Origin of the sequence: Noviherbaspirillum phoenicis (genome assembly GCF_047237965.1) — a bacterium.
Taxonomy (GTDB): Bacteria; Pseudomonadota; Gammaproteobacteria; order Burkholderiales; family Burkholderiaceae_D; genus Noviherbaspirillum_A.
The window spans coordinates 3,458,798-3,482,159 of the sequence record NZ_JBDFLX010000001.1; the positions used below are offsets into that span (position 1 = coordinate 3,458,798).

Sequence of the window (23,362 nt, forward strand, 5' to 3'; positions counted from 1 at the left end):
CCTTGGTGTCAGGCGTCGCGCTTCTTGGCGCGCGGATGCGCGGCATCATACACCTGCGCCAGGCGCATGAAGTCGAGCGAGGTATACACCTGGGTCGAGGAAATCGAGGCGTGGCCCAGCATTTCCTGCACCGCGCGCAGGTCGCCCGAGGACTGCAGCACATGCGAGGCAAAGGAATGGCGCATCACATGCGGATGCACGTTGGACGGGATGCCCAGCGCCAGCGCGTGCGCGCTGATGCGGCTGTGGACCATGCGCGGCGTCATGCGCTTGCCGCGCACCGAGAGAAACAGCGCATGGCGCGCCAGGCCGGAGTCCGGCCGCAGCAATTCCCTGCGCGCCGGCAGCCAGGCGCGCAGCGCTTCCAGCGCGGCCCGTCCCACCGGCACGGTGCGCTTCTTGCCGCCCTTGCCGGTGACATGCACCTCGCCGGAAGCATCGTCCACCCAGCCAGCCGACTCATGACCCTCTTCCCGCGCATAGGCCACGTCCAGCGACACCAGTTCCGACACCCGCAGGCCGCTGGAATAGAGCAGCTCGAACATGGCGCGATTGCACAGCTCGTTCGGCGCCTGCGGGTCGCTGCCCGGCCGCGGCTGCGACACCAGCTGCACCGCATGGTCGGCCGACAGCGCCTTGGGCAGCGCCTTGCCGCGCCGCGGCGGACGAACGCCATCCACCGGGTTCGACGCCAGCGGCAGCTGCTCCGACAGCCAGTTATAAAAGCCGCGCCAGGCCGAGAGCCGGCGCGCGATCGAGCGCGGATGCAGGCCGCCGCCATGCAACTGCGAAGCGAACTTGCGGATATGGAAATGCGACAGCGCCTCCAGCGCCGGCGCCTCGGCCGGCGGCGGAAAGGCAGCCACGATCAGGCGCTCCAGTTCGGCCAGTTCATGGCGGTAGCCGCTGACCGTGTAGGGCGACAGCCGGCGCTGGGTTTCCAGGTTCTGCAGATAGCCGGCGTAGTGGGCCTGGCGTTGCTGCGCGCTCATGGTCTTATCCCAGCAGGCTGCCGAGCGCGGCGCTGGCGGTGCCGGCGAAGCGGACCAGGAAGTCGGTCGACATGGTTTCGGAAAAACGCTGCGCGTCCGGCGAACCCAGCACCAGCAGGCCGAAGCTCTGCTGCGCGCCCGCCGCGCGCAGCGGCAGCATGGCGATCGACTTCACGGCGGCCGGCTCGTCCAGCCAGGAAGCCGCTTCGAAGTCGTTGTTGGGGCCGCAGAATGGCGCATCCAGGCCGTTGGCGAAGATGCGGATGTCGTCCGACGCCGGCGCGGCAAACCAGGCCTGCGCATGCGGCGCGGCCACGCTCCACAGCCGCAGGGTGGCCTGCGGCACGTCGAAGCGCTGGCGCAGGCCGTCGACCAGGATGCGCGGCAGTTCGGTGTCGTGGCGGCTGGCCAGCAGGCTGCAGGTCCACTGATGGAATTTGTCGGCGATCTGGTCGTTCTCATGGCCGTTGCGCATCAGCGCGGCCAGCTTCAGTTCCAGCGCCTTGTGCTTCTCGCGCAGCACTTCCATCTGCCGCTCCTGCAGCGAGATGGCGCGACCGGAAAAGCCGCTGGTCAGTTTGACGGCGGCCAGCAGTTCGTTGTGCTCTTCGAAGAAATCCGGATGGCTGGCAAGGTAGGCGGCAACGGCGGTGGATTCGAGGGACATGAGTGTCGGTGTCGGTGACGATGAATGGGAAACAATCAGTGCTGGTTCAGAGTTCGATTTCGCCGTCGAACACGGTCACGGCCGGGCCGGTCAGCAGCACCGGCGCCGTGCCGCCGGCCCAGGCGATGGACAGGTCGCCGCCGCGGGTGGCGACCTTCACTGGCGTATCCAGCAGGCCGCGCCGGATGCCGGCCACCACCGCCGCGCAGGCGCCGGTGCCGCAGGCCAGCGTCTCGCCGGCGCCGCGTTCGAACACCCGCAGCCGGACCGCATGGCGGTCCAGCACCTGCATGAAGCCGGCATTGACCCGCTTGGCAAAGCGCGCATGCTGCTCGATCGCCGGGCCCTGGCTGGCCACCGGCGCGGTCTCGCTGTCTTCCACCACCTGCACCGCATGCGGATTGCCCATCGAGACGACGGACATCCACACCGTGGCGCCGTTTACATCGAGCGGCCACAGCGTGTCGTCGCCCTGCGGCCGGCCTTCCAGGCCCGCGGCATCGAACGGCACCCGGGCCGGTTCCAGGATGGGCGCGCCCATGTCGACCGTGATGCCGCCATCGGCTTCCAGGCGCGGCTCGATCACGCCGGACAGGGTCTCGACCCGGATGGCGCGCTTGTCGGTCAGGCCTTTTTCGGTAACGTAGCGGACGAAGGCGCGGGCGCCGTTGCCGCACTGCTCGACCTCGCCGCCGTCGCTGTTATAGATCCGGTAGCGGAAATCCACGCCGGCCGACTGCGGCCGCTCCACCACCAGCATCTGGTCGGCGCCGACGCCGAAACGGCGGTCGGCCAGGTGGCGCCACTGCGCGGGCGTGAAATCGATCTGCTGGTTAATGGCGTCGATGACCACGAAGTCATTGCCGGCGCCGTGCATCTTGGTGAATTTGAGTTTCATGGCTGTTGTTGGCCGTCGGCCGGTTCGCCCGCCGCGACAGGCAACGGGGACGGGGCATCATACACGCCGGCAGCGCCCGGCGGGCGGGTCTTGAAGCGCTTGTGCGCCCAAAAATATTCCTCGGGCGCCTCGCGCACCCGGTCCTCGATGAAGGCATTCATGCGGCGCGTGGCGGCGGCCAGATCGTCGCCTGGATAGTCTTCCCAGGCCGGGTAGAAACGCACCCGCCAGCCGCGGTAGCCGGGCAGGTAGGTCGCCACCACCGGGATCACCTTGGCGCCGGTGGCGGCGGCGATCCGGGCCGGTGCGGTGAGGGTGGCGGCCGGCATGTCGAAGAAGGGTACGAACAGCGCGTCGCGCTCGCCGAAGTCCATGTCGGGCAGCATGAAGTAGGGAATGCGCCGCTTCATCGCGCGCAGGATGGGCTTGATGCCGTCCTCGCGCGAGAACAGCTCGGCCGGATGGAAGCGGTTGCGGCCGCGGCGCAGCGCGGCGTCGAACACCGGGTCGCGCTGCTGGGTGTACATCGAGCAGCCGGAGACGTCCAGCGCCACCGCCACGCCGGCCACGTCCAGGCAGACGAAATGCGGACACAGCAGGATCACCGGGCCGGCGGCGATGTCGTCCAGCGGCAGGCCGGGCTCGACCCGGATCAGGCGCCGCAGCCGCGCCTCGCTGCCCCACCACAGCACGCCGCGTTCCAGCACGCTGCGGGCGTAGTCCTGGAAATGGCGGCGCGCCAGGCGCAGCCTGGCATTTTCATCGAGCTCCGGCAGGCACAGCCGCAGGTTGGTCAGCGCAATGCGGCGACGATCGCCCATCACCATGAACAGCACGCTGCCCACCATCTCGCCGAAGCGGCCCAGCGCCGGCAGCGGCAGCCAGTGCAGCAGCCACATCAAACCAAGCAGGAGCCGCATCATGCTCCAGCCGCCGCTGCCACTGGCGCCGCCACGCCGGGCGGTGTCTTGTAGCGGTTGTAGCTCCAGAAGTACTGGTCGGGGCACAGCGCGATCAGCTTTTCCATCGCCGCGTTGATGCTGCGCGCCTGTTGTTCCGGCGTGCCCGCGAGGTCTTCCTCGAAGCGCACGAAGCGCAGTTCGAAGCCGCGGCCATGCGCCAGCCGCTCGGCATAGGCCAGGATGATGGGCGCGCCGCTCATCTGGTGCAGCTTGGCCGGCAGCGTCATGGTGTAGGCCGGCTTGCCATAGAAGCCGGCCCAGGCGCCTTCGCCCTGCTGCGGCACCTGGTCCGGCAGCAGGCCGATCGCCTGGCCGCCCTTTAATGCCTTCATCAGCATGCGCACGCCCGAGAGATTGGCCGGCGCCAGCCGCATGGCTGGCCGCGCGCGCGCCTGCTCCAGCAGGGGTTTCAGGGCCGCCTTGCGCGGCGGCCGGTACAGCACCGTCAGCGGGATATGCTCCGACACCGCCTGCGCCAGGATCTCGAAGCAGCCCAGGTGCGGCGTCAGGAAGATCAGGCCGCGTCCCTCGGCCAGCGCCGCGCGCGGCAGTTCCAGGCTCTCGATATGGGCGGCCGGCAGCACCCGGCGCGCCGGCGCCAGCCAGACGAAAGGCAGCTCCATCACACTCTTGCCGGCGGCGGCTATGGCGCGGCGGCGCAGGTGGCCGTAGCCGGCACGCGCCAGGTTGTCGTTGAGGCGACGGCGATAGGAAGGGGAGGCGGCATACACTACCCAACCCAGCGCCGCGCCCGACAGATGCAGCAGCGGCAGCGACAGGTGCGACAGCAGGCGAAATAAGTTGACAAGCATTAAAGAAGGCGTCAGGTTTTTGCGCGAATTTTTTAAGACGCGTAAAATAGCACGAAGTTTTATCCGCCGAGTTAACAGACAACTTGCGAGGCGGCCTACAAATCTCGCTAAAGCGTCGCAGGCTCATCGATAGGCCGCGACTTTACGACTATCACCATTCAAGGAGCCTGCATGGCACACGAATACCTCTTCACTTCCGAATCCGTCTCCGAAGGCCATCCCGACAAGGTGGCCGACCAGATTTCCGACGCCATCCTCGACGCCATCTTCGAGCAGGACCCGAAGGCCCGCGTGGCCGCCGAAACCCTGTGCAACACCGGCCTGGTGGTGCTGGCCGGCGAGATCACCACCCATGCCAACGTGGACTACATCAGCGTGGCGCGCGACACCATCAAGCGCATCGGCTACGACAATGCCGACTACGGCATCGACTACAAGAGCTGCGCGGTGATGGTCTGCTACGACAAGCAGTCGCCCGACATCGCCCAGGGCGTGGACCGCGCGGTCGACCTCGACCAGGGCGCCGGCGACCAGGGCCTGATGTTCGGCTACGCCTGCAATGAAACCCCGGAACTGATGCCCGCCGCGATCCACTATGCGCACCGCATCGTCGAGCGCCAGTCGCAGCTGCGCAAAGACGGCCGCCTGCCATGGCTGCGTCCGGACGCCAAGTCGCAGGTCACGCTGAAGTATGTGGACGGCCGCCCGGTCGGCATCGACACCATCGTGCTGTCGACCCAGCATGCGCCCGAGATGCAGCAGAAGGACATCGAGGAAGCGGTGATCGAGATGATCATCAAGCCGGTGGTGCCGGCGGAATGGCTCAACGGCACCCGCTACCTAGTCAACCCGACCGGCCGCTTCGTCATCGGCGGCCCGCAGGGCGACTGCGGCCTGACCGGCCGCAAGATCATCGTCGACACCTACGGCGGCGCGGCGCCCCATGGCGGCGGCGCCTTCTCCGGCAAGGACCCGTCCAAGGTCGACCGCTCGGCTGCCTACGCTGGCCGCTACGTGGCCAAGAATATCGTCGCCGCCGGCCTTGCCGAACGCTGCCAGATCCAGATCTCCTACGCCATCGGCGTGGCGCGGCCGACCTCGGTGATGGTCACCACCTTCGGCACCGGCAAGATCAGCGACGAGAAGATCGCCGACCTGGTGCGCGAGCATTTCGACCTGCGTCCGCGCGGCATCGTGCAGATGCTCGACCTGCTGCGCCCGATCTACAGCAAGACCGCTGCCTACGGCCACTTCGGCCGCGAGGAGCCGGAGTTTTCCTGGGAGCGCACCGACAAGGCGGAAGCCTTGCGCGCCAACGCCGGTTAAGCGTGCGCGTCGCCGCTGCGCTGTTCCTTGCAGGTTGGCTGGGTGCGGCAGCGGCGCGGGCAGCGCTGCCGCCGCCATCGGCCCATTGCATGCAACTGAGCCAGGCGCTGCCCGGCATCAAGCCGGCCGACTGCCAGGCGCAGTCGTTGGCGCCCGGCGGCCGCTCGGTGAAGGGCCTGCCGCTGCTGGTGCGGCGGGTGCCTGCCGCGGCCAATGGCAAGGCCAGGCCCACCCGCATCCTGCTGCTGGGCGGCATCCACGGCGACGAGCCGACCTCGTCGGCCATCATCCTGCGCTGGATGCGCCATCTCGGCACGCCGGCAGCACGCCAGTTCAGCTGGAGCATTGCGCCGCTGGTGAATCCGGACGGCATGCTGACTGGCAAACAGACCCGCACCAACGCCCGCGGCGTCGACCTCAACCGCAACTTCCCCACCCATGACTGGCAGCGCGAAACCGAGCGCTACTGGGTCAGGACCACCGGCCGCGACCCGCGCCGCTTCCCTGGCAAGACACCGCTGTCCGAGCCCGAAAGCCGCTGGCTGGACGAGGAAATCCGCCGCTTCCAGCCCGACCTGATCGTCTCGGTGCACGCCCCCTTCGGCCTGCTCGACTTCGACGGTCCCGCCACGTCCCCGCCCAGCCGTTTCGGCCGGCTGCGCTACGACCCGATCGGCGTGTATCCCGGTTCGCTCGGCAATTACGGCGGCGGGCAGCGCAAGGTGCCGGTGGTGACGATCGAGTTGCCGCACGCGCAGCAGATGCCGAATGATGCCGAGGTGGAGAAGATCTGGCGCGACATGCTGGCTTGGGCGGGGAGGAATGTGATCAGCGGGAAGCTGGCGGCGAATTAGTTGCAACCCTGAGAAGCGTTGTGGATACAGATGACCCATTAATCCTGTATGGAGAGGCTCATGAATAATCTGCTCAACAGTATAAAAACCAGGTTTTTCAACGCCGGCTTTACAGCCGATAGCTGTGAATTAAAAAACATCAAAAGCGAAAATGCCGCGGCTAGAGTATTAACTCCTGGTATGCCTCGGGCGCAATATTCCGATTCCCGTAAGCCTCCAGTGCGCTCCTTATTCAGTAAAGCCTGTCAGTCCGTCAATGCCCTGGTGATTTCTGCCAAGGCCAGTGCGCTTGGCCAGGCAATGGTAAGAGGATTCGCCGCTCTTGAATCCACCCTGTCTCCAGTGCATGCAGACAAAATTCATTCCGTGTCGGTGAAGCGTTCTTCCGCTTTGCGTGCGTCACCACCTTCTCCTGAGTCTGCTGCATTAGCTAAGGTATCGGATGCAATAGGGCGTAAAGAGCCGAACGAAACAATAAAAGCTTTAAGAGAGATGCATGCGCTTGTTGGCAGCGATGAGGAAAAGCTGGATCAGCTTGTCATGATCAGGTTCAAGACGGTAGGGAAAACCCAGATAAATGCATTCCACATGCTGGATCAGTTTCTTTCGAATGATCCCTGGAAAGGGGAGCAGCAACGTCATGACGATGCGGATCGTCAAGTAAGAGAGTTGTACGGCAATCTTTGCAGGAGCTTCGAAGCAAGCTGGACTGCCATGCCACGCTGACAGCAAGGGATTGCAGGCAGAAGAGTCCTTCGAGTAGCAAATGAACCCACAAGATGCCAACTTAATTGCTGGCATCTTGTCCTTCTTGAAAGCCTGCTTTCTTGCCGATCAGCACAGCACTGAAGTCAAGGGCGCATCGCCGTGACCGGCACTGACATCTTCCGCCTTTTCCGTTAAAATCCCCGGTTCGTCAAGGAGCGTTGCGACAGAACCCGACACCAGCCCGTTCTGCCAGGCTTGGCGAATCAACAATGCAACCGCGCTCACGTGACTTTTTTCTCGATTTTCTACAGAAAGGAGGCGTGATGAGCGCCCTGCCACAATCTTCCCAAGCCGCATCCCAGTCCAAATTTACCGACTACGTCGTTGCCGATCTGTCCCTGGCCGCATGGGGCCACAAGGAAATCCGCATCGCGGAAACCGAAATGCCCGGCCTGATGGCCATCCGTGAAGAGTATGCCGCTGCCCAGCCGCTGAAGGGCGCTCGCATCACCGGCTCCATCCACATGACCATCCAGACCGCGGTGCTGATCCAGACGCTGGAAGCGCTGGGCGCCAAGGTCCGCTGGGCATCCTGCAACATCTACTCCACCCAGGACCACGCCGCCGCCGCGATCGCCGACGCCGGCACCCCGGTGTTCGCCTTCAAGGGCGAGTCGCTCGACGACTACTGGGAATTCACCCACCGCATCTTCGAGTGGCCGGACACCGCCGAAGGCCCGCAGTATGCCAACATGATCCTGGACGACGGCGGCGACGCCACGCTGCTGCTGCACCTCGGCACCCGCGCTGAAAAGGATGCGTCGGTGCTGGACAATCCGGGTTCGGAAGAGGAAGTCTGCCTGTTCAATTCCATCAAGAAGCGCCTGGCGTCCCAGCCCGGCTGGTATTCCACCCGCCTGGCCGAGATCAAGGGCGTGACCGAGGAAACCACCACCGGCGTGCACCGCCTGTACCAGATGCACCGCGACCTGAAGCTGGCGTTCCCGGCGATCAACGTCAACGACTCGGTCACCAAGTCCAAGTTCGACAACCTGTACGGCTGCCGTGAATCGCTGGTGGACGGCATCAAGCGCGCCACCGACGTGATGGTGGCCGGCAAGGTGGCGGTCGTGGCCGGCTACGGCGACGTGGGCAAGGGTTCGGCGCAGGCGCTGCGCGCGCTGTCGGCCCAGGTCTGGGTTACCGAGGTCGACCCGATCTGCGCGCTGCAGGCCGCAATGGAAGGCTACCGCGTCGTCACTATGGACTACGCCGCCGAGCATGCCGACATCTTCGTCACCGCCACCGGCAACTACCATGTGATCACCCATGAGCACATGAAGAAGATGAAGGACCAGGCCATCGTCTGCAACATCGGCCACTTCGACAACGAGATCGAAGTCGCCGCGCTGCGCCAGTACACCTGGGAAAACATCAAGCCGCAGGTCGACCATGTGATCTTCCCGGACGGCAAGCGCATCATCCTGCTGGCGGAAGGCCGCCTGGTGAACCTGGGTTGCGGCACCGGCCATCCGTCCTATGTGATGAGCTCGTCGTTCGCGAACCAGACCATTGCCCAGATCGAGCTGTTCGTCAACACCGACAAGTACCCGGTTGGCGTCTACACCCTGCCCAAGCATCTGGACGAGAAGGTCGCCCGCCTGCAGTTGAAGAAGCTCAATGCGCAGCTGACCGAGCTGACCGAGGAACAGGCCAGCTACATCGGCGTGTCCAAGGAAGGCCCGTTCAAGCCGGAACACTATCGTTACTAAGCGCTGAACCCGGGGCGGCGCGAGCCGCCCTTTTTTGTCTGTCCAAGCCGATTAACCCCACCATGGAGTGACCATGCGCCTGCTGCTTGCCTGGCTGATCAATACCGTCTCCCTGTTCGCCGTGCCCTACCTGCTGCGCACGGTGTATGTGCAGGATCTCGGCACCGCCCTGATCGCCGCCTTGCTGCTGGGCCTGGTCAATACGCTGATCCGGCCCATCCTGGTGTTGCTGACGCTGCCCGTCACCCTGCTGACGCTGGGCCTGTTCATCTTCATCATCAATGGGCTGATGTTCTGGGCGGTGGCCAACCTGGTCAGCGGCTTTGCCGTGGCCGGCTTCTGGTCCGCGGTGGGCGGCGCGCTGCTCTACAGCGTGATTTCATGGGGCCTGTCGGCCTTACTGTTGAGAAAATAATGTCCGAGAACACTTACAGCATAGAACTGTTCCCGCCCAAGACGCCGGAAGGCGCGCAAAAGCTGCGCGCCACCCGCGCCGAGCTGGCGCAACTGAAGCCCCGTTACTTTTCCGTGACCTTTGGCGCCGGCGGCTCCACCCAGTCCGGCACCCGCGACACGGTGCTGGAAATCGCCGCCGAAGGCCATGAAGCCGCGCCGCACCTCTCATGCATTGGCCGCAACCGCGACGAACTGCGCGCGATGCTGGCCGAATACCAGGCCAACGGCATCAGGCGTGTGGTGGCACTGCGCGGCGACCTGCCCAGCGGCTACGGCATGCTGGACGCCTCCTCTGGGGAATTTGCCTATGCCAGCCAGCTGATCGAATTCATCCGCAAGGAAACCGGCGACTGGTTCCACATTGAGACCGCGGCTTACCCGGAAGTGCATCCGCAGGCAAGGTCGGCCCAGGACGACCTGCGCCATTTCGCCGGCAAGATCCAGGCCGGCGCCGACAGCGCCATTACCCAGTACTTCTACAACCCCGACGCCTACTTCCGCTTCGTCGAGGATGCCGCGAAGCTGGGCGTGACCGCGCCCATCGTGCCCGGCATCATGCCGATCATGAATTACACCCAGCTGATGCGTTTCTCCGACATGTGCGGCGCGGAGATTCCGCGTTGGATACGGCTGAAGCTTGCGGGGTTCGGGGATGATACGGCGTCACTGAAGGCGTTCGGGCTGGATGTGGTGACGCGGCTGTGCGAGAAGCTGCTGGCGGGCGGGGCGCCGGGGTTGCATTTTTATACGTTGAATCAGGCTGGAGCGACCAGGGAGATTTGGGGACGGCTGGGGCTAAATTTGCAATTAACCGCTCGTTGAAAATTCGTAATGTCATGCCTATGGAGGTAAGTTTTGGCAGTTATTAAGGAGCCTCCTGTGCAAAGAGTGGCTCCAGGAACGTAAAGCGCCGGCATTAATTTGACGGCGCGTTGATTCTCAGCTCAGAGACAAAAGGAAAACCATCTTTCCACGGCAGTTTGCAACACTTGTCTCTCATAGCTTCGAGCAGTATAGGTCGACGGACCCTTTTCCTCCTGCCAGGATACATACGCGTATAAGGAATCTCTCAGGAGCGTGCCATGTGCCTAGCAGGCTTACATTATTTTTTTTCCCGTGAAGAATCCCCGAGTTCTTCCCAAGTGTCCACTCAGGGAAAAAATTCAGACGCGCTCCGGAAAACCGCAGAGTCCAAGCTGGGAAACCGACAGGTCGAGCATGGTGATCCTGCTATCCCCAGGGTCCAGTCAGATCACAAAATCTGGGCATCAATCAAGTCATTGACAAAGCGCGTTGCTCAAAATTTGATGTCATTGATTCTCACTGGACGGCTCAGGAGCACCGTCATAGAGAATTTCAAAACTACCTTAAAGAAAGACTTGTCCAGCCCAAGCGGACTTGAATGGCAATGCAAAGTTTACGAATCTTGCTGCGCGCTTCTCGATATAGGCTGTAGGCCGGACGCGATAATGAGAGAGCTTGAAAATACATTGCCGGAGGCTGAGTACAATGCCTTGCATGAAAACTTTTTAGAGTATCAACAAGCATTAATGGGAAACGGCGCGAGAGATGCTGTTGCAAAAGAGCTTCTCCGCAGTGCCTCTGCTCACTATTTTTCGCTATGTTTAAAAGACCAATTTTTATCTTCGCATTCGATGCTGAAGCATATAGAGAGACTGCTTGTTCATATGCGAAGAGATGGAATTGACTTATACGCCAATTTTCATAGCGCCTGGGTGAGTGCAGGAAAGACGATACATGCGGAATTAGTTAAATTTTCCCACAGGTCTAATAAATCAGTAGAGCGGAATTTCGGGAGTTATAGACCTGAGGATTTGAAGAAAATTGAAAGCGAGAAATCTAGGTTAAAGTCGTTAATAGAACGGGTCACAAAGAAGACCTGCGTTCGCCCTAGAAACAATCATGCCTTAGGAGAGTCAAAAAGCATGAAAAATGCCAGATTAATTAAAACGGCGAAAGAAACTTTAAAAAAGCTTGCCGAATCTGGAAAAGGCAAAAGTCGACTAGAAAAGGAGGTTACTGTTATGAACGATCTTATTTCCTCCGGTTTGGATAAGCCTAGTATGCAAGTCGTTGTGGACGATTACATTGATCAGCTATTCGATAAAAAGGAGTCTGAGAGCTACGAAAATCTGGCTGCGGTTGTGCGGGTTTTTGATGAAGATCAGAAATTGCTTGACAAAGAAGGGTTTGTTGGATTGCTTTCAAATCGAATTCAGGAAAAGCATAAGGAGAAATTGAAAGCTGCTCAGCCCGGAGAAATTTTCGCGAACAAGATGTTACGTCACCCACTTTGAATTTTTGAATACTAGGTTTTGCGGGAGAGAATGCTTCACTCCTCTCCCTGCATTTCCGGTTTGTTTGATAAAGCTTAACTTCTCTTTCCGGAATTCCGGGGATTCAGTTGACCCGTGCCATGTACTTGGGCATGAAAAACCTGAGATTCGGACAGAATCAGCTCCATCACCATATCGAACACATCATTCTCAAAGTCTACCTTGCCAACTGCATACGCGATGCCAACAGGCTTTACCCCCGGCATCGCCGCCAGCGTCCGATCGTAATACCCCCCGCCATACCCCAACCGATAACCCGCTTCATTAAACCCAACACACGGCAGCAACAGCAACTCCGGCTCCACCGGACAAGCCCGTCCCACCGGCGCCATCACCCCATGCGCATCCTTCACCAGCGCCTCGCCCGGCCGCCACGCATAGAACACCAGCGGCGCATCCCGCTCCACCACCACCGGCAACGCCAGCGTCACGCCCCACGCCACCAGTTCCGGATACACCGGCGTCAGATCCGGCTCGCCCGCATGTGGCCAGTACACGCCCATGGACTTCACCGGATGCGCTTCCAGCCAGTCCAGCAGGTGCCGGCCGATCACCTTGTCCCGCCAGGCTTTCTCCTCCGACGGCATGGCCTTTCTCGCCGCCAGCAATTCCTTCCTCAAACGTTGCTTTTCATTCATGTTGTAAGTAGTGTCCAGATGCAATTCCGGCGGCCAGCCGGACGGGGGAGCGTGCTATTCTAGCCGCTCCCCAAAACGAGCAAGAATAAGGCAGCAATCTGATGTTTCCGATGAAATGGACCGCCGGGCTGGTGCTCGCCTGCGCCGCGTTCGGCACCCATGGCGCGCAGGCCCAGCAGCGCCAGCAAGCACAGCAGCAACGTCAGCAGCCACCACAGCCACAGCAGTTCGCCAGCGACGATGACATGTTCGCGGCGCTGCGCGAGGCGGCGCGGCGGGACGACGGGGCGAAGGCGTTCGATCTGTCTTCACGGCTGTCGAACTACGCGATTCCCTCCTACATCGAGTATTACCGGCTGAAACCGCAAGTCAAAAACCTGCCGAATGCCGACATCCGCGACTTCCTGAAGCGCCACGAGGGCAGCGCCATCGCCGACCGGCTGCGCAACGACTGGCTGCTGGAACTGGGCCGGGCGCGCGACTGGACCACCTTCGACGAACAGTATCCCCAGTTCGTGCTGGATGACGATACCCAGGTCAAGTGCTATGCGCTGATGTCGCGCATCGAGCGCGGCCACAACGTGGCGGCCGACGCCCGCGCGCTGCTGGTGTCGCCGCGGGATTATGGCGAAGCCTGCCCGGCGCTGGTGATGCGGCTGGCCGAAACCCGGCAGTTCAATGACGACGATGTCTGGGACCAGGTGCGGCTGGCGGCGGAATTCAATTCTCCCAACCTGATGCGCAAGCTGGCGCTGGCCACCGACGCGCCGGAAGGGCTGATCGCCCAAGCCTATGACAAGCCGGCGGCCATCATCGCCAGGAGCGCCAGCGGCAGCCGCGCGCAGCATGAAGCCTTCCTGATCGCGGTCGGCCGGGTGGCGCGCAACAACCTCGAGCAGGCCGGCGCCGAAGTGCTGGGCGCCTCGTCCTACCTGTCGCCGCGCGAACTGGCCACCGGCTGGTCCATGGTGGCGATGCAGGCGGCGCAGAAGCTGCAGCCGGACGCGGTCGAGTACTGGAAGAAAACCACCGGCGCGGCGATGTCGCTGGACGGCTACCAGTGGCGGGTGCGCAGCGCGCTGCGCGCCGGGAACTGGGCCATGGTCAAAAGCGGCATCGAAGCCATGCCGCCGACGCTCAGGGACGACAGCCCCTGGGTCTACTGGCTGGGCCGCGCCTGCAAGGCGCAGGGGCAGCGTGAACAGGCCGATGCGCTGTTCAAGTCGATTGCCTCGGTCAATGGTTTCTACGGCCAGCTAGCGCTGGAAGAGCTGGGACAGAAAATCACCATCCCGCCGCGCGCCGCCGCGCCGAGCGAGGAAGACATGGCCGCCATGTCGGCCAACCAGGGCTTTCGCCGCGCCTTCCGCTTCTTCGACATGAACATGCGCTTCGAGGGCTATCGCGAATGGAACTGGCAGCTGCGCAAGATGACCGAGCGCCAGCTGCTGGCCGCGGCGGAATTTGCCCGTCGCAACAATGTGCTGGACCGCATGGTCAATACCTCCGACCGCACGAAGACCGAGTTTGACTTTACGCAGCGCTTTCCCTCGCCGCACCATGACATCATGCATCCTGCCACCCGCGACCTTGGCCTGGACAAGGCCTGGGTGTACGGCCTGATCCGGCAGGAATCGCGCTTTATCCAGACCGCGCGCTCGCATGTGGGCGCATCAGGCCTGATGCAGCTGATGCCGGCCACGGCCAAGGAAGTCGCGCGCAGGATAGGCATGGCGGACTTCAGCCAGGCCCGCATCAACGAGATCGGCACCAACATCATGCTGGGCACGAATTACCTGTCGATGGTGCTGCAGTCGCTGGACGGCTCGCAGCCGCTGGCCACCGCCGCCTACAATGCCGGTCCGGGCCGGCCCAAGGCCTGGCGCTCGACGCTGACGCGGCCGGTGGAAGGCGCCATTTTCGCGGAGACCATCCCGTTCGCGGAAACCCGTGGCTATGTGAAGAACGTGATGTCGAATGCCACCTACTATGCGGCGCTGTTCGAGAATGCGCCGCAGTCGCTCAAGGCGCGCATGGGCACCATTGCGCCGAAAGGCTATGCTGGCAGCGAAAACGGAGAACCCTTCTGATGGACATCCTGCGCGGACCCTATTGCAGCAATGTGCTGGTGCTGGGCGGCACCGGCTTCATCGGCAGCCGTCTGGTGGCGCATCTGGCCGCGCAGGGGCGCTGCATCACGCTGCCGACCCGGCGGCTGGTGCATGCGCGCGAACTGATCACGCTGCCCAACGTGGAAGCGGTCGAGGCCGACGTGCATGACGAAGCCACTCTGGCGCGGCTGATGCAGGGTGTCGACGCGGTGATCAATCTGGTGGGCGTGCTGCATTCCCGGCGCGGGCCGGGCGGCTCCGAGTATGGCCCCGACTTCGCGCGCGCCCACGTGGAGCTGCCGCGCAAGGTGGTGGCCGCCTGCGGCCGCGCCGGCGTGCGCCGCTCGCTGCACATGAGCGCGCTGGGCGCGGCGACCAATGGGCCGTCGATGTATCTGCGCTCCAAGGCGGCCGGCGAACTGGCGGCGCTGTCCGACCCGCGGCTGGCGGTGACGATCTTCCGGCCGTCGGTCGTGTTTGGCGAGGGCGACCAGTTCCTGAACATGTTTGCCCGGCTGCAGAGCCTGCTGCCGGTGATGGCGCTGGGCGGCGCCGACGCCCGTTTCCAGCCGGTGTACGTGGAAGACGTGGTGCAGGCCTTCGCCAATGCGCTGGAAGACCGCGGCAGCTTCGGCCAGGTGATCGAGCTGGTGGGGCCGAAGGTCTACACCCTGCGCCAGCTGGTGCAGCTGGCGGGCTACTACAGCGGTCATCAGCGGCCCGTGATCGGTTTGCCGCCGGCGCTGGCGCGGCTGCAGGCCTGGTTTCTCGAGCATGCGCCGGGCGGCCCGATCATGAGCCGCGACAATCTCGATTCGATGCGGGTCGACAATGTCGCTTCGCCCGGCACCACGCCGATGCCCACCGCGCCGGAAGACGTGGCGCCGTTCTATCTCGGCCCCCAGCCTTCGCCCACCGGCTACGATCATGTCCGCCGCCGCGGCTAGAAGCCTGCCCGGCTGGCGTTGACACAAACGTCGCGCCGTCAATCTCACTTTCCCTGTTTCCCGGAATCCCCATGCAATCCACGATCCTCGACCCCACGCTGTCCGAAACCCTGGCCAGCGCCGAAAGCAACAGCTACAAGCTGGTGATCGCCAATAAGAACTACTCCTCCTGGTCGATGCGGCCCTGGGTGGTAATGACCGCCTTCGGCATTCCGTTCCAGGAAATCCGTATTCCGCTGGGCCAGCCGGAAACCGGCAACAAGATCGCGATGTATTCCACGTCAGGCCGCCTGCCGGTGCTGGTCACCCGGGAAACCTCGATCTGGGATTCGCTGGCCATCTGCGAATACCTGTCCGAGCAGTTCCAGGAAAAAAACATGTGGCCGCAGGACATGGTGGCGCGGGCGCTGGCGCGTAGCATCTGCGCCGAGATGCATTCCGGCTTCACGGGTCTGCGCAGCGCGATGCCGATGCATATCCGCGGCCGCTTTCCCGGCCATGGCCGCACGCCGGAAGCGCAGGGCGACATCGGCCGCATCTGCGAGATATGGGAAACCTGCCTGGCCAATTTCGGCCATTACCAGTTCCTGTTCGGCGACTTCTCGATTGCCGACGCCTACTACGCGCCGGTGGTGACCCGCTTCCAGACCTATGGCGTGTTCCTGGCGCCGGCGCTGCAGGCCTATGCCGACCGGGTGATGGCGCATCCGGCCGTGGCGCAGTGGGTGCGCGAAGCCGAAGCCGAGACCGAGGTGATCGAGCGCTACGAACCCTGGCCCGACGGCGCAGATGGTACTGACATCGAATAAGCGGCAGCACGCATGAAGACCTTCGTCGTCGGCGGCGCGGTGCGCGACCGTCTCCTCGGCTTGCCGGTGCAGGACCGTGACCATGTGGTGATCGGCGCCACGCCAGAGCAGATGCTGGCCCGGGGTTTTCGTCCGGTCGGCAAGGACTTCCCGGTGTTCCTGCATCCGCGCACCAGCGAGGAATATGCGCTGGCCCGCACCGAGCGCAAGACCGCGCCCGGCTACAAGGGTTTTTTGTTCCATGCCGCGCCCGATGTCACGCTGGAAGAAGACCTGGTGCGGCGCGACCTGACCATCAATGCGATTGCCCAGAGCGAGGACGGCACGCTGATCGACCCGTTCGGCGGCCAGCGCGACCTGGCCGCCCGGGTGTTTCGCCATGTGTCGGACGCCTTTGCCGAAGACCCGGTGCGCATCCTGCGCCTGGCGCGCTTCGCGGCCCGCTTCGCCGACTTCACGGTCGCGCCCGAAACGGAGGCGCTGATGCAGTCCATGGTGGCTGCCGGCGAGGTCGATGCGCTGGTGCCGGAGCGGGTCTGGCAGGAGCTGTCGCGCGGCCTGATGGAGCAGCAACCCTCGCGCATGTTCGAGGTGTTGCGGCAGTGCGGCGCGCTGGCGCGCCTGCTGCCCGAACTGGACGGCTTGTGGCGCGTGCCGCAGGCGCAGGCTCAGGCGCCGCATCAGGCGCCGGCCAGCGTCGGCATGCAGGCGATGCGTGCGCTGGACACCGCGGCGCGGCTGGGGCAGCCGCTGGCGGTACGCTTTGCCGTGCTGATGCTGGACCTGGGCAAGGGAACGCCGGCGCCCGCCGACGGCGCCCACGATTACGGAGAGGCGGCCAGAAGCGTGGCGCTGGCCGACGGCATTTGCCGACGGCTGAAAATCCCGAACGATTGCCGCGATCTGGCATTGATGTCCGCACGCGAGCAGGACAAAGTGGCCGATGCGCTCGCATTGCGTCCCGATGACATTGTCAGGCTGCTGGAGCGCTGCGACGCCTTCCGCAAGCCGCAGCGCTTCATCGACATGCTGCATGTGCTGGAGTGCGCGCAGCGTGCCAGGGCAGGCAGTGAAGACCGGCCTTTTCCCGCAAAAGCCTGGCTGGAAGCCGCCTTGCATGCGGCACGTGGAGTGGACGCTGGTGCGATAGCCGCATCGGCAAAGGAACGTCATCCGGACCAGCCGGCACACATTCCCATGGCAATACAGACGGCCAGGATTGCTGCAGTTGCAATATGCCTCAAGGAAACAACACCGCGGTAATATTTCATACTGGAAATTAGCCAGTCGCGTTATTCTTTCTCCCTGTCCATTTTTTACCAAGATTTCCTCTTCGGTAGCCTTGAGTACCATCAAGCAAGCGTGTTTTAGAAAAGGGATTCCAGCATTTTTCGCACAGTTGTCCTAGAATTGGTTGTGCGTTGCAGCATGCTGTGACTCCTGGAGCAATCATGAAACTATTGAGCAATGCCTTATCCCGTTTGACCGAACGCGATCCTGAAGAAGGCCCGGAGAAATTTCCGGTGCGCGTGAAAGCCCTGGCCGAACGTGACCGTCGCCGTTTGTTGATGCATTTTCTCGGTCTCAATGAGTCGGACCGCCTGCTGCGTTTCGGCACCGTGCTGCCGGATGAGCTGGTCACCCGCTATGTGCAAATGCTTAATTTCTCGCGCGATACGGTGTTTGGCGTCTATGACAGCCGTTTCAGGCTGATGGGCGTGGGTCACCTGGCATTCGCGCCGCGCGAAGCGCTGCCGGCGGTGCGCGACGCCACCACCAAGGAGCGGGTTGCCGAATTCGGCGTGTCGGTCTCGGCCGAGGCGCGTGGCATGGGCATAGGCAGCAAGCTGTTCCAGCGCGCCGCCATCCATTGCCGCAATGCCGATGTTGACACCCTCTACATGCACTGTCTGTCGTCGAACCGGGTGATGATGCATATCGCCAAGAAATCCGGCATGGATATCGAGCGCTCCTACGGCGAGGCGGATGCCTACCTGAAACTGGCGCCGGCCAGCCCGGCCACCGTGATGCAGGAAGCGGTGGAAGAGCAGGTAGCGATGCTGGACTACACCCTGAAAGCCAATGCCCGCATGGCCACCAAGTGGCTGGCCAATCTGTCGCGGGATACCTGAAGCGGGGCGGATTCGTTAATTTCTTTTACCTGAAACGCCGGCATGCCGCCTTGCAGCGCATGCCGGCGTTGTCGTTTGCGGCGGCGATGAGTAAGCGCGCACCGCAAGCATTTCGTTTCTTGCAGATGAACCGGTTATCGGAAGGAGCCACCTAGATTTATGTCAGTACTTTCCTGGCGACGAAGCAAGGGGTACCCAACTTCGATTTCGGTGAATCATGGAGGGAAAATGAAAAACAGTGTTAAAGAAAATGCGATTGAACTCGGGCTGGATGACTTAAAGGCAATTTCGGGTGGCATCTCCCCAAAAACCGCCGAATCGTTCAAGACACTCATGCGCGCAAGCATCATGTTGCAAGTGGCATCGAGTCCAGAAGAAATGCGTTTCGCCGCTCGCACCTATCTCTTAGCTTGGCGGATTACGAAAATGAGCTTATCGCATCTGAAAAAAATCCATGAACTAGCAATCACGGTGATCCGATGAACGCCTGGCAACAGGACACCAACGTCATCTCAAGTATCCAGGGCGATGCGATTTGTTGACCATCATCACAGGCTGACAAATCGCAAACTCCCCTTGCTTCATATCCCTATCATGCCTTCCAGCAGTTCTTTCAAGCACGCCGCATTGGCTTTCCTCCTCTATTGATGCCAAACTGTCGCGTTTGCTAAGCGATCAAGCAAAGGCCTTCCCACGCGGGAACCACGGCCCTGTTGATCAAAAACGCCTTGTTGTAGTCCGATTAACGCCCCAAATGGGCGTTATGTTAATGTTGCTCTAAAATGGTCGCTCTGATGGTCCGCCCACAAGGTGGGTTGTCGGCCGCGAGACGTCGCACCCCAAAGACACAATTTTTGGCTTGGAGACAGAATGAATGCACCCCTTCCTGCGGATCGGCAATCGCCGGCCGCCGATATTTCCCTGGATGACAAATACACGCTGGAGCGCGGCCGGGCCTTTATCACCGGCACCCAGGCGCTGATCCGGCTGCCGATGCAGCAGCGCATGCGCGATGCGCGCGCCGGCCTCAACACCGCCGGCTTCATTACCGGCTACCGCGGCTCGCCCCTGGGCAGCGTGGACCAGACCGCGATGAAGGCGAAAAAGCACCTGGAAGCCCAGCATGTGCGCTTCCATCCCGGCGTAAACGAAGACCTGGCCGCCACCAGCATCTGGGGCACCCAGCAGGTCAACCTGTTCGAGGGTGCGCTGTACGACGGCGTGTTCGGCATGTGGTATGGCAAGGGGCCGGGCGTGGACCGCTGCGGCGACGTCTTCAAGCATGCCAACATGGCCGGCACCAGCCGCCACGGCGGCGTGCTGGTGCTGGCCGGCGACGACCATGCAGCCAAGTCGTCGACCACCGCACACCAGAGCGAGCACATCCTGAAAGCCTGCGGCATACCGGTGCTGTATCCGTCCTCGGTGCAGGAATACCTGGACTACGGCCTGCACGGCTGGGCGATGAGCCGCTACACCGGCCTGTGGGTGTCGATGAAGTGCGTGACCGATATCGTCGAGTCGGGCGCCTCGGTGGACCTGGACCCGGACCGGGTCAGGATCGTGCTACCGGAAGACTTCGACTTGCCGCCCGGTGGCCTGAACATCCGCTGGCCGGACGCCGTGCTGGAGCAGGAAGCGCGGATGAACAATTACAAGTGGTATGCGGCCCTGGCCTATGCCCGCGTCAACAAGCTCAACCGCATCGTCTGGGATAGCCCGCGGGCGAAGATCGGCATCATCACCGCCGGCAAGTCCTATCTCGACACTCGCCAGGCGCTGGCCGACCTCGGCATCGACGAGCAGGTGGCGCGCGACATCGGCATCCGGCTCTACAAGGTCGGCATGACCTGGCCGCTGGAAGCCGAAGGCGTGCGCGAATTCGCGCAGGGGCTGGAGGAAATCCTGGTGGTCGAGGAAAAGCGCCAGATCCTGGAATATGCGTTGAAGGAAGAGCTGTACAACTGGCGCGACGATGTGCGGCCGCGGGTGGTCGGCAAGTTCGACGACACCGGCGAATGGAGCAGCAACCGTCACGAAGGCCACGGCAACTGGCTGCTGCCGGCAACCTATGAACTGAACCCCGCGCAGATCGCGCGGGCGATCGCCAGCCGTGTGTCGCGCTATTTCGCCGGCCATCCGATCGAGGCGAAGGTCAGGGAACGCATCGCCTTCCTGGAAGCCAAGGAAGCGGTGCTGAAGGTGAGCGCGCCCGATCCGTCCAAGGACCGCATACCGCATTTCTGCTCGGGCTGTCCGCACAACACCTCGACCAAGGTGCCGGAGGGCAGCCGCGCGCTGGCCGGTATCGGCTGCCATTACATGGCGCTGTGGATGGACCGCGAGACGGCCACCTTCACCCACATGGGCGCCGAAGGCGCGACCTGGATAGGCGCGGCGCCCTTCACCAGCGAAAAGCATGTGTTCGCCAACCTGGGCGACGGCACCTATTTCCACTCGGGCCTCCTGGCGATCCGGGCGGCGGTGGCCGGCAAGGTCAACATCACCTACAAGATCCTGTACAACGACGCCGTGGCGATGACCGGCGGCCAGAACGTGGACGGCCCGCTCGACCCGGCGATGATCTCGCGCCAGATCGCGGCCGAAGGCGTTTCGCCCATCATCGTGGTGACCGACGACCCGGAAAAATACCCGGCCGCGATCGACTGGGCGCCGGGCGTGACGATACGCCATCGCAGCGAACTCGACGCGGTGCAGCGCGAACTGCGCGACAAGCCGGGCGTGTCGGCGATGATCTACGACCAGACCTGCGCCTCGGAGAAGCGCCGGCGCCGGAAACGCAACGAGTATCCGGACCCGGCCAAGCGGGTGGTGATCAACGAGGCGGTCTGCGAGGGCTGCGGCGACTGCAGCGTGCAGTCCAACTGCCTGTCGGTCGAGCCGCTGGAAACCGAGTTCGGCCGCAAGCGCCAGATCAACCAGTCTTCCTGCAACAAGGACTATTCCTGCGTCAACGGCTTCTGCCCGAGCTTCGTGACGGTGGAAGGCGGCAAGCTGAAGAAGCCGAAGAAGGCGGTCGTCGAACCGGCCAAGGCCGCGGCGCCGGCGCAGGACAGCCTGCCTTCCCCGGCGCTGCCGGCCACGCGCGAGCCGTACGGCATTCTGGTGACTGGCATCGGCGGCACCGGCGTGGTGACCGTCGGCCAGATCCTGGCGATGGCGGCGCATGTGGAGGGCAAGGGCTGCTCGGTGCTGGACATGAGCGGCCTGGCGCAGAAGGGCGGGCCGGTGCTGTCGCATGTGCGCCTGGCCGACAGTCCCGACCAGCTGTTCTCGACCCGGGTCGGCACCGGCGCGGCGGACCTGGTGATCGGCTGCGATGAAATCGTCACCGCCGGCCGCGACGCGCTGTCGCGCATGAGCGAGGGCAGGACGCATGCGGTGATCAACGCCACCGGCACGCCGACCGCGGCCTTCGTGCGCAATCCGGACTGGCAATTCCCGGAAGCAGGCGCGCAGCAGGACATACAGCGCGCCTGCGGCGCCGGCCGCGCCGAGTTCGTCGACGCCGGACGCATCGCCACCGCGCTGATGGGCGACTCGATCGCCACCAACCTGTTCATGCTGGGCTATGCCTGGCAGAAGGGCTGGGTGCCGCTGGCGGAGGCATCGATCCTGAAGGCGATCACGCTCAACGGCGTGTCGGTGGACTTCAACACCCAGGCCTTCGTCTGGGGCCGCAGCGCCGCGAACGACCTGGCCTCGGTGGAAAAGCTGGCACGCGCCAGCGCCCCGGCGCAGGTGATCGAGTTCAAGCGTTCCCCGGCGCTGGACGATGTAATAGCGCGTCGCGTGGCCTTCCTGACTGGTTACCAGAATCCCGCCTATGCCCGCCAGTACAGCGACTTCGTGGCGCAGGTGCGGCAGGCCGAAAGCGCGGTAGTGGAAGCCGGCAAGCCTTTGCGGCTGACCGAGACGGTGGCGCGTTACTACTTCAAGCTGATGGCCTACAAGGACGAGTATGAAGTAGCGCGCTTGCATGCCGATCCGGCGTTCACCGCCAAGATCGCCGGGATGTTCGAGGGCGACTACAAGGTGAAATTCCACATGGCGCCGCCGCTGCTGGCCAAACGCGATCACCAGGGTCACCTGGTCAAGCGTGAATTCGGCCCGTGGATGATGGGCGCCTTCCGGCTGCTGTCCCGGCTGCGCGGCCTGCGCGGCAGCGCGCTGGATGTGTTCGGCTATACCGCCGAGCGTCGCACGGAGCGGGCGCTGATTGCACATTACCGCGACACGCTGGCGTCGCTGCTGCCCAGGCTGTCTGCCGCGAACCTGCCGCAGATGATTGCGCTGGCGGCGATTCCGGAGGATATACGGGGTTATGGCCATGTGAAGGAGCGGCACCTGAAGGCAGCGCGGGAGAAGGAAGCGGCGCTGCTGGCGGAGCTGAAGGCGGCACCGCAGGCAGCGGGGGTGCTGCACGCGGCCTGAGGGAAGGGGCGTACTCGGCTTGCGGCGCGGGCTGACGGACTTTGTCGGTTCGGGGTGCGCCGGGCGGTGGGAGGGGGCAGGCAGCGTTGGCAGCGGCAGATGGCTACGCAGTTGCGGTTGCAGTTGCTTTTGAAGTCCGCGTAGCGACAGTTGCCGTTGCTTTTGAAGTGGCCGTTGCAGTTGCTTTTGCCGTTGCCGTTGCCGTTGCCGTTGTTTTTGCCTTTGCCGTTGTAGTGAAATCCCGTTGAGCGCGCCGTGTCAGCGGTACCCGGAGCGGGAAAAGGTGCGGCGTCTGTCTGAGCCAAGCGCAGCTTGGCGAGTTTAGCCGCGCCCCGCTCCGGGTACCGCTGGCACGGGCACCCCGCGTAGCGGGGCGCGATCACCGGGTCGCCTTTTTTTGGTTACTTTTTTTGGCGAAGTGTATAGACCGGGGACATAGGTTACACATGTGCCGGGACATGGGTAA

General features: G+C 63.1%; 21 protein-coding genes and 1 riboswitch. Of the genes, 15 read left to right on the top strand and 6 right to left on the bottom strand.

Translation table 11 applies throughout. The features are described from left to right. Window positions 1-8: 8 nt before the first annotated feature. From ABC383_RS15465 to ABC383_RS15485, 5 genes are read right to left on the bottom strand one after another with little or no spacing between them, the layout of a single operon-like run. Window positions 9-992 carry a tyrosine recombinase XerC gene (locus ABC383_RS15465; protein ID WP_413014977.1) on the bottom strand — a complete coding sequence of 328 codons (984 nt, stop codon included), beginning with the start codon at window positions 990-992 and terminating at the stop codon, window positions 9-11. A 4-nt stretch (window positions 993-996) separates the two neighbouring features. Next, window positions 997-1,659, bottom strand: coding sequence for a DUF484 family protein (locus tag ABC383_RS15470; RefSeq protein ID WP_413014978.1), 663 nt, complete (start codon window positions 1,657-1,659; stop codon window positions 997-999). Between the two features lie 46 nt (window positions 1,660-1,705). Beyond that, window positions 1,706-2,557 (bottom strand): diaminopimelate epimerase, encoded by an 852-nt coding sequence (dapF, locus tag ABC383_RS15475; protein ID WP_413014979.1) that lies wholly within the window; start codon window positions 2,555-2,557, stop codon window positions 1,706-1,708. Then, window positions 2,554-3,477: an LpxL/LpxP family acyltransferase gene (locus tag ABC383_RS15480; protein ID WP_413016383.1), complete on the bottom strand. Its 924-nt coding sequence runs from the start codon at window positions 3,475-3,477 to the stop codon at window positions 2,554-2,556. Before ABC383_RS15480 ends, dapF begins: the two co-directional genes overlap by 4 nt. Further along, window positions 3,477-4,331, bottom strand: coding sequence for a lysophospholipid acyltransferase family protein (locus ABC383_RS15485; RefSeq protein ID WP_413014980.1), 855 nt, complete (start codon window positions 4,329-4,331; stop codon window positions 3,477-3,479). Before ABC383_RS15485 ends, ABC383_RS15480 begins: the two co-directional genes overlap by 1 nt. A 171-nt stretch (window positions 4,332-4,502) precedes the next feature. Here ABC383_RS15485 and metK point away from each other — a divergent pair, with 171 nt between their 5' ends. The 7 genes from metK to ABC383_RS15520 all read left to right on the top strand — a co-directional run bounded on the left by metK (window position 4,503) and on the right by ABC383_RS15520 (window position 11,765). Next, window positions 4,503-5,657 carry a methionine adenosyltransferase gene (metK, locus tag ABC383_RS15490; protein ID WP_413014981.1) on the top strand — a complete coding sequence of 385 codons (1,155 nt, stop codon included), beginning with the start codon at window positions 4,503-4,505 and terminating at the stop codon, window positions 5,655-5,657. Between the two features lie 2 nt (window positions 5,658-5,659). Then, window positions 5,660-6,511 carry a M14 family murein peptide amidase A gene (locus ABC383_RS15495; RefSeq protein ID WP_413014982.1) on the top strand — a complete coding sequence of 284 codons (852 nt, stop codon included), beginning with the start codon at window positions 5,660-5,662 and terminating at the stop codon, window positions 6,509-6,511. A gap of 60 nt (window positions 6,512-6,571) precedes the next feature. After that, entirely contained in the window at window positions 6,572-7,237 is a 666-nt protein-coding gene (locus ABC383_RS15500) for a hypothetical protein (RefSeq protein ID WP_413014983.1), read from the top strand. 186 nt (window positions 7,238-7,423) lie between these two features. Continuing rightward, window positions 7,424-7,509: riboswitch (S-adenosyl-L-homocysteine riboswitch) on the top strand. A 33-nt stretch (window positions 7,510-7,542) separates the two neighbouring features. Then, on the top strand, window positions 7,543-8,991 hold the full coding sequence (ahcY, locus tag ABC383_RS15505) for an adenosylhomocysteinase (RefSeq protein WP_413014984.1): 1,449 nt from the start codon (window positions 7,543-7,545) through the stop codon (window positions 8,989-8,991). A gap of 73 nt (window positions 8,992-9,064) precedes the next feature. Then, window positions 9,065-9,406, top strand: coding sequence for a phage holin family protein (locus ABC383_RS15510; protein ID WP_194715542.1), 342 nt, complete (start codon window positions 9,065-9,067; stop codon window positions 9,404-9,406). Then, the gene (gene metF / locus ABC383_RS15515) at window positions 9,406-10,269 is read left to right on the top strand and encodes a methylenetetrahydrofolate reductase [NAD(P)H] (protein WP_413014985.1); all 864 of its coding nucleotides are present in this window, start codon (window positions 9,406-9,408) and stop codon (window positions 10,267-10,269) included. The genes ABC383_RS15510 and metF overlap by 1 nt, the downstream gene beginning before the upstream one ends. A 647-nt stretch (window positions 10,270-10,916) precedes the next feature. Beyond that, window positions 10,917-11,765: a hypothetical protein gene (locus ABC383_RS15520; protein WP_413014986.1), complete on the top strand. Its 849-nt coding sequence runs from the start codon at window positions 10,917-10,919 to the stop codon at window positions 11,763-11,765. A 74-nt stretch (window positions 11,766-11,839) separates the two neighbouring features. On the opposite strand, the gene ABC383_RS15525 is transcribed toward ABC383_RS15520, so the two are convergent. Continuing rightward, a complete protein-coding gene (locus tag ABC383_RS15525) occupies window positions 11,840-12,442 on the bottom strand; it encodes a 5-formyltetrahydrofolate cyclo-ligase (protein ID WP_413014987.1) in 603 nt (200 codons plus the stop codon). Window positions 12,443-12,543: 101 nt separating this feature from the next. Between ABC383_RS15525 and ABC383_RS15530 the strand changes: the two genes are divergently transcribed. The 8 genes from ABC383_RS15530 to ABC383_RS15565 all read left to right on the top strand — a co-directional run bounded on the left by ABC383_RS15530 (window position 12,544) and on the right by ABC383_RS15565 (window position 23,144). After that, window positions 12,544-14,532: a lytic transglycosylase domain-containing protein gene (locus ABC383_RS15530; protein ID WP_413014988.1), complete on the top strand. Its 1,989-nt coding sequence runs from the start codon at window positions 12,544-12,546 to the stop codon at window positions 14,530-14,532. Next, a complete protein-coding gene (locus ABC383_RS15535; RefSeq protein WP_413014989.1) occupies window positions 14,532-15,500 on the top strand; it encodes a complex I NDUFA9 subunit family protein in 969 nt (322 codons plus the stop codon). Before ABC383_RS15530 ends, ABC383_RS15535 begins: the two co-directional genes overlap by 1 nt. Window positions 15,501-15,571: 71 nt before the next feature. After that, window positions 15,572-16,309 carry a glutathione S-transferase family protein gene (locus ABC383_RS15540; protein WP_413014990.1) on the top strand — a complete coding sequence of 246 codons (738 nt, stop codon included), beginning with the start codon at window positions 15,572-15,574 and terminating at the stop codon, window positions 16,307-16,309. A gap of 12 nt (window positions 16,310-16,321) precedes the next feature. Next, on the top strand, window positions 16,322-17,572 hold the full coding sequence (locus ABC383_RS15545) for a multifunctional CCA addition/repair protein (protein WP_413014991.1): 1,251 nt from the start codon (window positions 16,322-16,324) through the stop codon (window positions 17,570-17,572). Between the two features lie 188 nt (window positions 17,573-17,760). Beyond that, window positions 17,761-18,441 (top strand): GNAT family N-acetyltransferase, encoded by a 681-nt coding sequence (locus ABC383_RS15550; protein WP_413014992.1) that lies wholly within the window; start codon window positions 17,761-17,763, stop codon window positions 18,439-18,441. A 228-nt stretch (window positions 18,442-18,669) separates the two neighbouring features. Next, the gene (locus tag ABC383_RS15555; protein WP_413014993.1) at window positions 18,670-18,924 is read left to right on the top strand and encodes a hypothetical protein; all 255 of its coding nucleotides are present in this window, start codon (window positions 18,670-18,672) and stop codon (window positions 18,922-18,924) included. A gap of 387 nt (window positions 18,925-19,311) precedes the next feature. Then, window positions 19,312-22,896 (top strand): indolepyruvate ferredoxin oxidoreductase family protein, encoded by a 3,585-nt coding sequence (locus ABC383_RS15560; protein WP_413014994.1) that lies wholly within the window; start codon window positions 19,312-19,314, stop codon window positions 22,894-22,896. Between the two features lie 86 nt (window positions 22,897-22,982). After that, a complete protein-coding gene (locus ABC383_RS15565; RefSeq protein WP_413014995.1) occupies window positions 22,983-23,144 on the top strand; it encodes a hypothetical protein in 162 nt (53 codons plus the stop codon). Window positions 23,145-23,362: the final 218 nt, after the last annotated feature.

Bases quoted from the DNA above. Each gene is read 5' to 3' on its own strand.
- ABC383_RS15470 (WP_413014978.1), bottom strand. From the start codon at position 1,659: ATGTCCCTCGAATCCACCGCCGTTGCCGCCTACCTTGCCAGCCATCCG.
- ABC383_RS15530 (WP_413014988.1), top strand. From the start codon at position 12,544: ATGTTTCCGATGAAATGGACCGCCGGGCTGGTGCTCGCCTGCGCCGCG.
- ABC383_RS15550 (WP_413014992.1), top strand. From the start codon at position 17,761: ATGAAACTATTGAGCAATGCCTTATCCCGTTTGACCGAACGCGATCCT.
- ABC383_RS15555 (WP_413014993.1), top strand. From the start codon at position 18,670: ATGAAAAACAGTGTTAAAGAAAATGCGATTGAACTCGGGCTGGATGAC.
- ahcY (WP_413014984.1), top strand. From the start codon at position 7,543: ATGAGCGCCCTGCCACAATCTTCCCAAGCCGCATCCCAGTCCAAATTT.
- ABC383_RS15465 (WP_413014977.1), bottom strand. From the start codon at position 992: ATGAGCGCGCAGCAACGCCAGGCCCACTACGCCGGCTATCTGCAGAAC.
- ABC383_RS15510 (WP_194715542.1), top strand. From the start codon at position 9,065: ATGCGCCTGCTGCTTGCCTGGCTGATCAATACCGTCTCCCTGTTCGCC.
- ABC383_RS15520 (WP_413014986.1), top strand. From the start codon at position 10,917: ATGAGAGAGCTTGAAAATACATTGCCGGAGGCTGAGTACAATGCCTTG.
- ABC383_RS15480 (WP_413016383.1), bottom strand. From the start codon at position 3,477: ATGCGGCTCCTGCTTGGTTTGATGTGGCTGCTGCACTGGCTGCCGCTG.
- ABC383_RS15545 (WP_413014991.1), top strand. From the start codon at position 16,322: ATGAAGACCTTCGTCGTCGGCGGCGCGGTGCGCGACCGTCTCCTCGGC.
- metK (WP_413014981.1), top strand. From the start codon at position 4,503: ATGGCACACGAATACCTCTTCACTTCCGAATCCGTCTCCGAAGGCCAT.
- metF (WP_413014985.1), top strand. From the start codon at position 9,406: ATGTCCGAGAACACTTACAGCATAGAACTGTTCCCGCCCAAGACGCCG.
- ABC383_RS15560 (WP_413014994.1), top strand. From the start codon at position 19,312: ATGAATGCACCCCTTCCTGCGGATCGGCAATCGCCGGCCGCCGATATT.
- ABC383_RS15485 (WP_413014980.1), bottom strand. From the start codon at position 4,331: ATGCTTGTCAACTTATTTCGCCTGCTGTCGCACCTGTCGCTGCCGCTG.
- ABC383_RS15500 (WP_413014983.1), top strand. From the start codon at position 6,572: ATGAATAATCTGCTCAACAGTATAAAAACCAGGTTTTTCAACGCCGGC.
- ABC383_RS15540 (WP_413014990.1), top strand. From the start codon at position 15,572: ATGCAATCCACGATCCTCGACCCCACGCTGTCCGAAACCCTGGCCAGC.
- ABC383_RS15525 (WP_413014987.1), bottom strand. From the start codon at position 12,442: ATGAATGAAAAGCAACGTTTGAGGAAGGAATTGCTGGCGGCGAGAAAG.
- dapF (WP_413014979.1), bottom strand. From the start codon at position 2,557: ATGAAACTCAAATTCACCAAGATGCACGGCGCCGGCAATGACTTCGTG.
- ABC383_RS15535 (WP_413014989.1), top strand. From the start codon at position 14,532: ATGGACATCCTGCGCGGACCCTATTGCAGCAATGTGCTGGTGCTGGGC.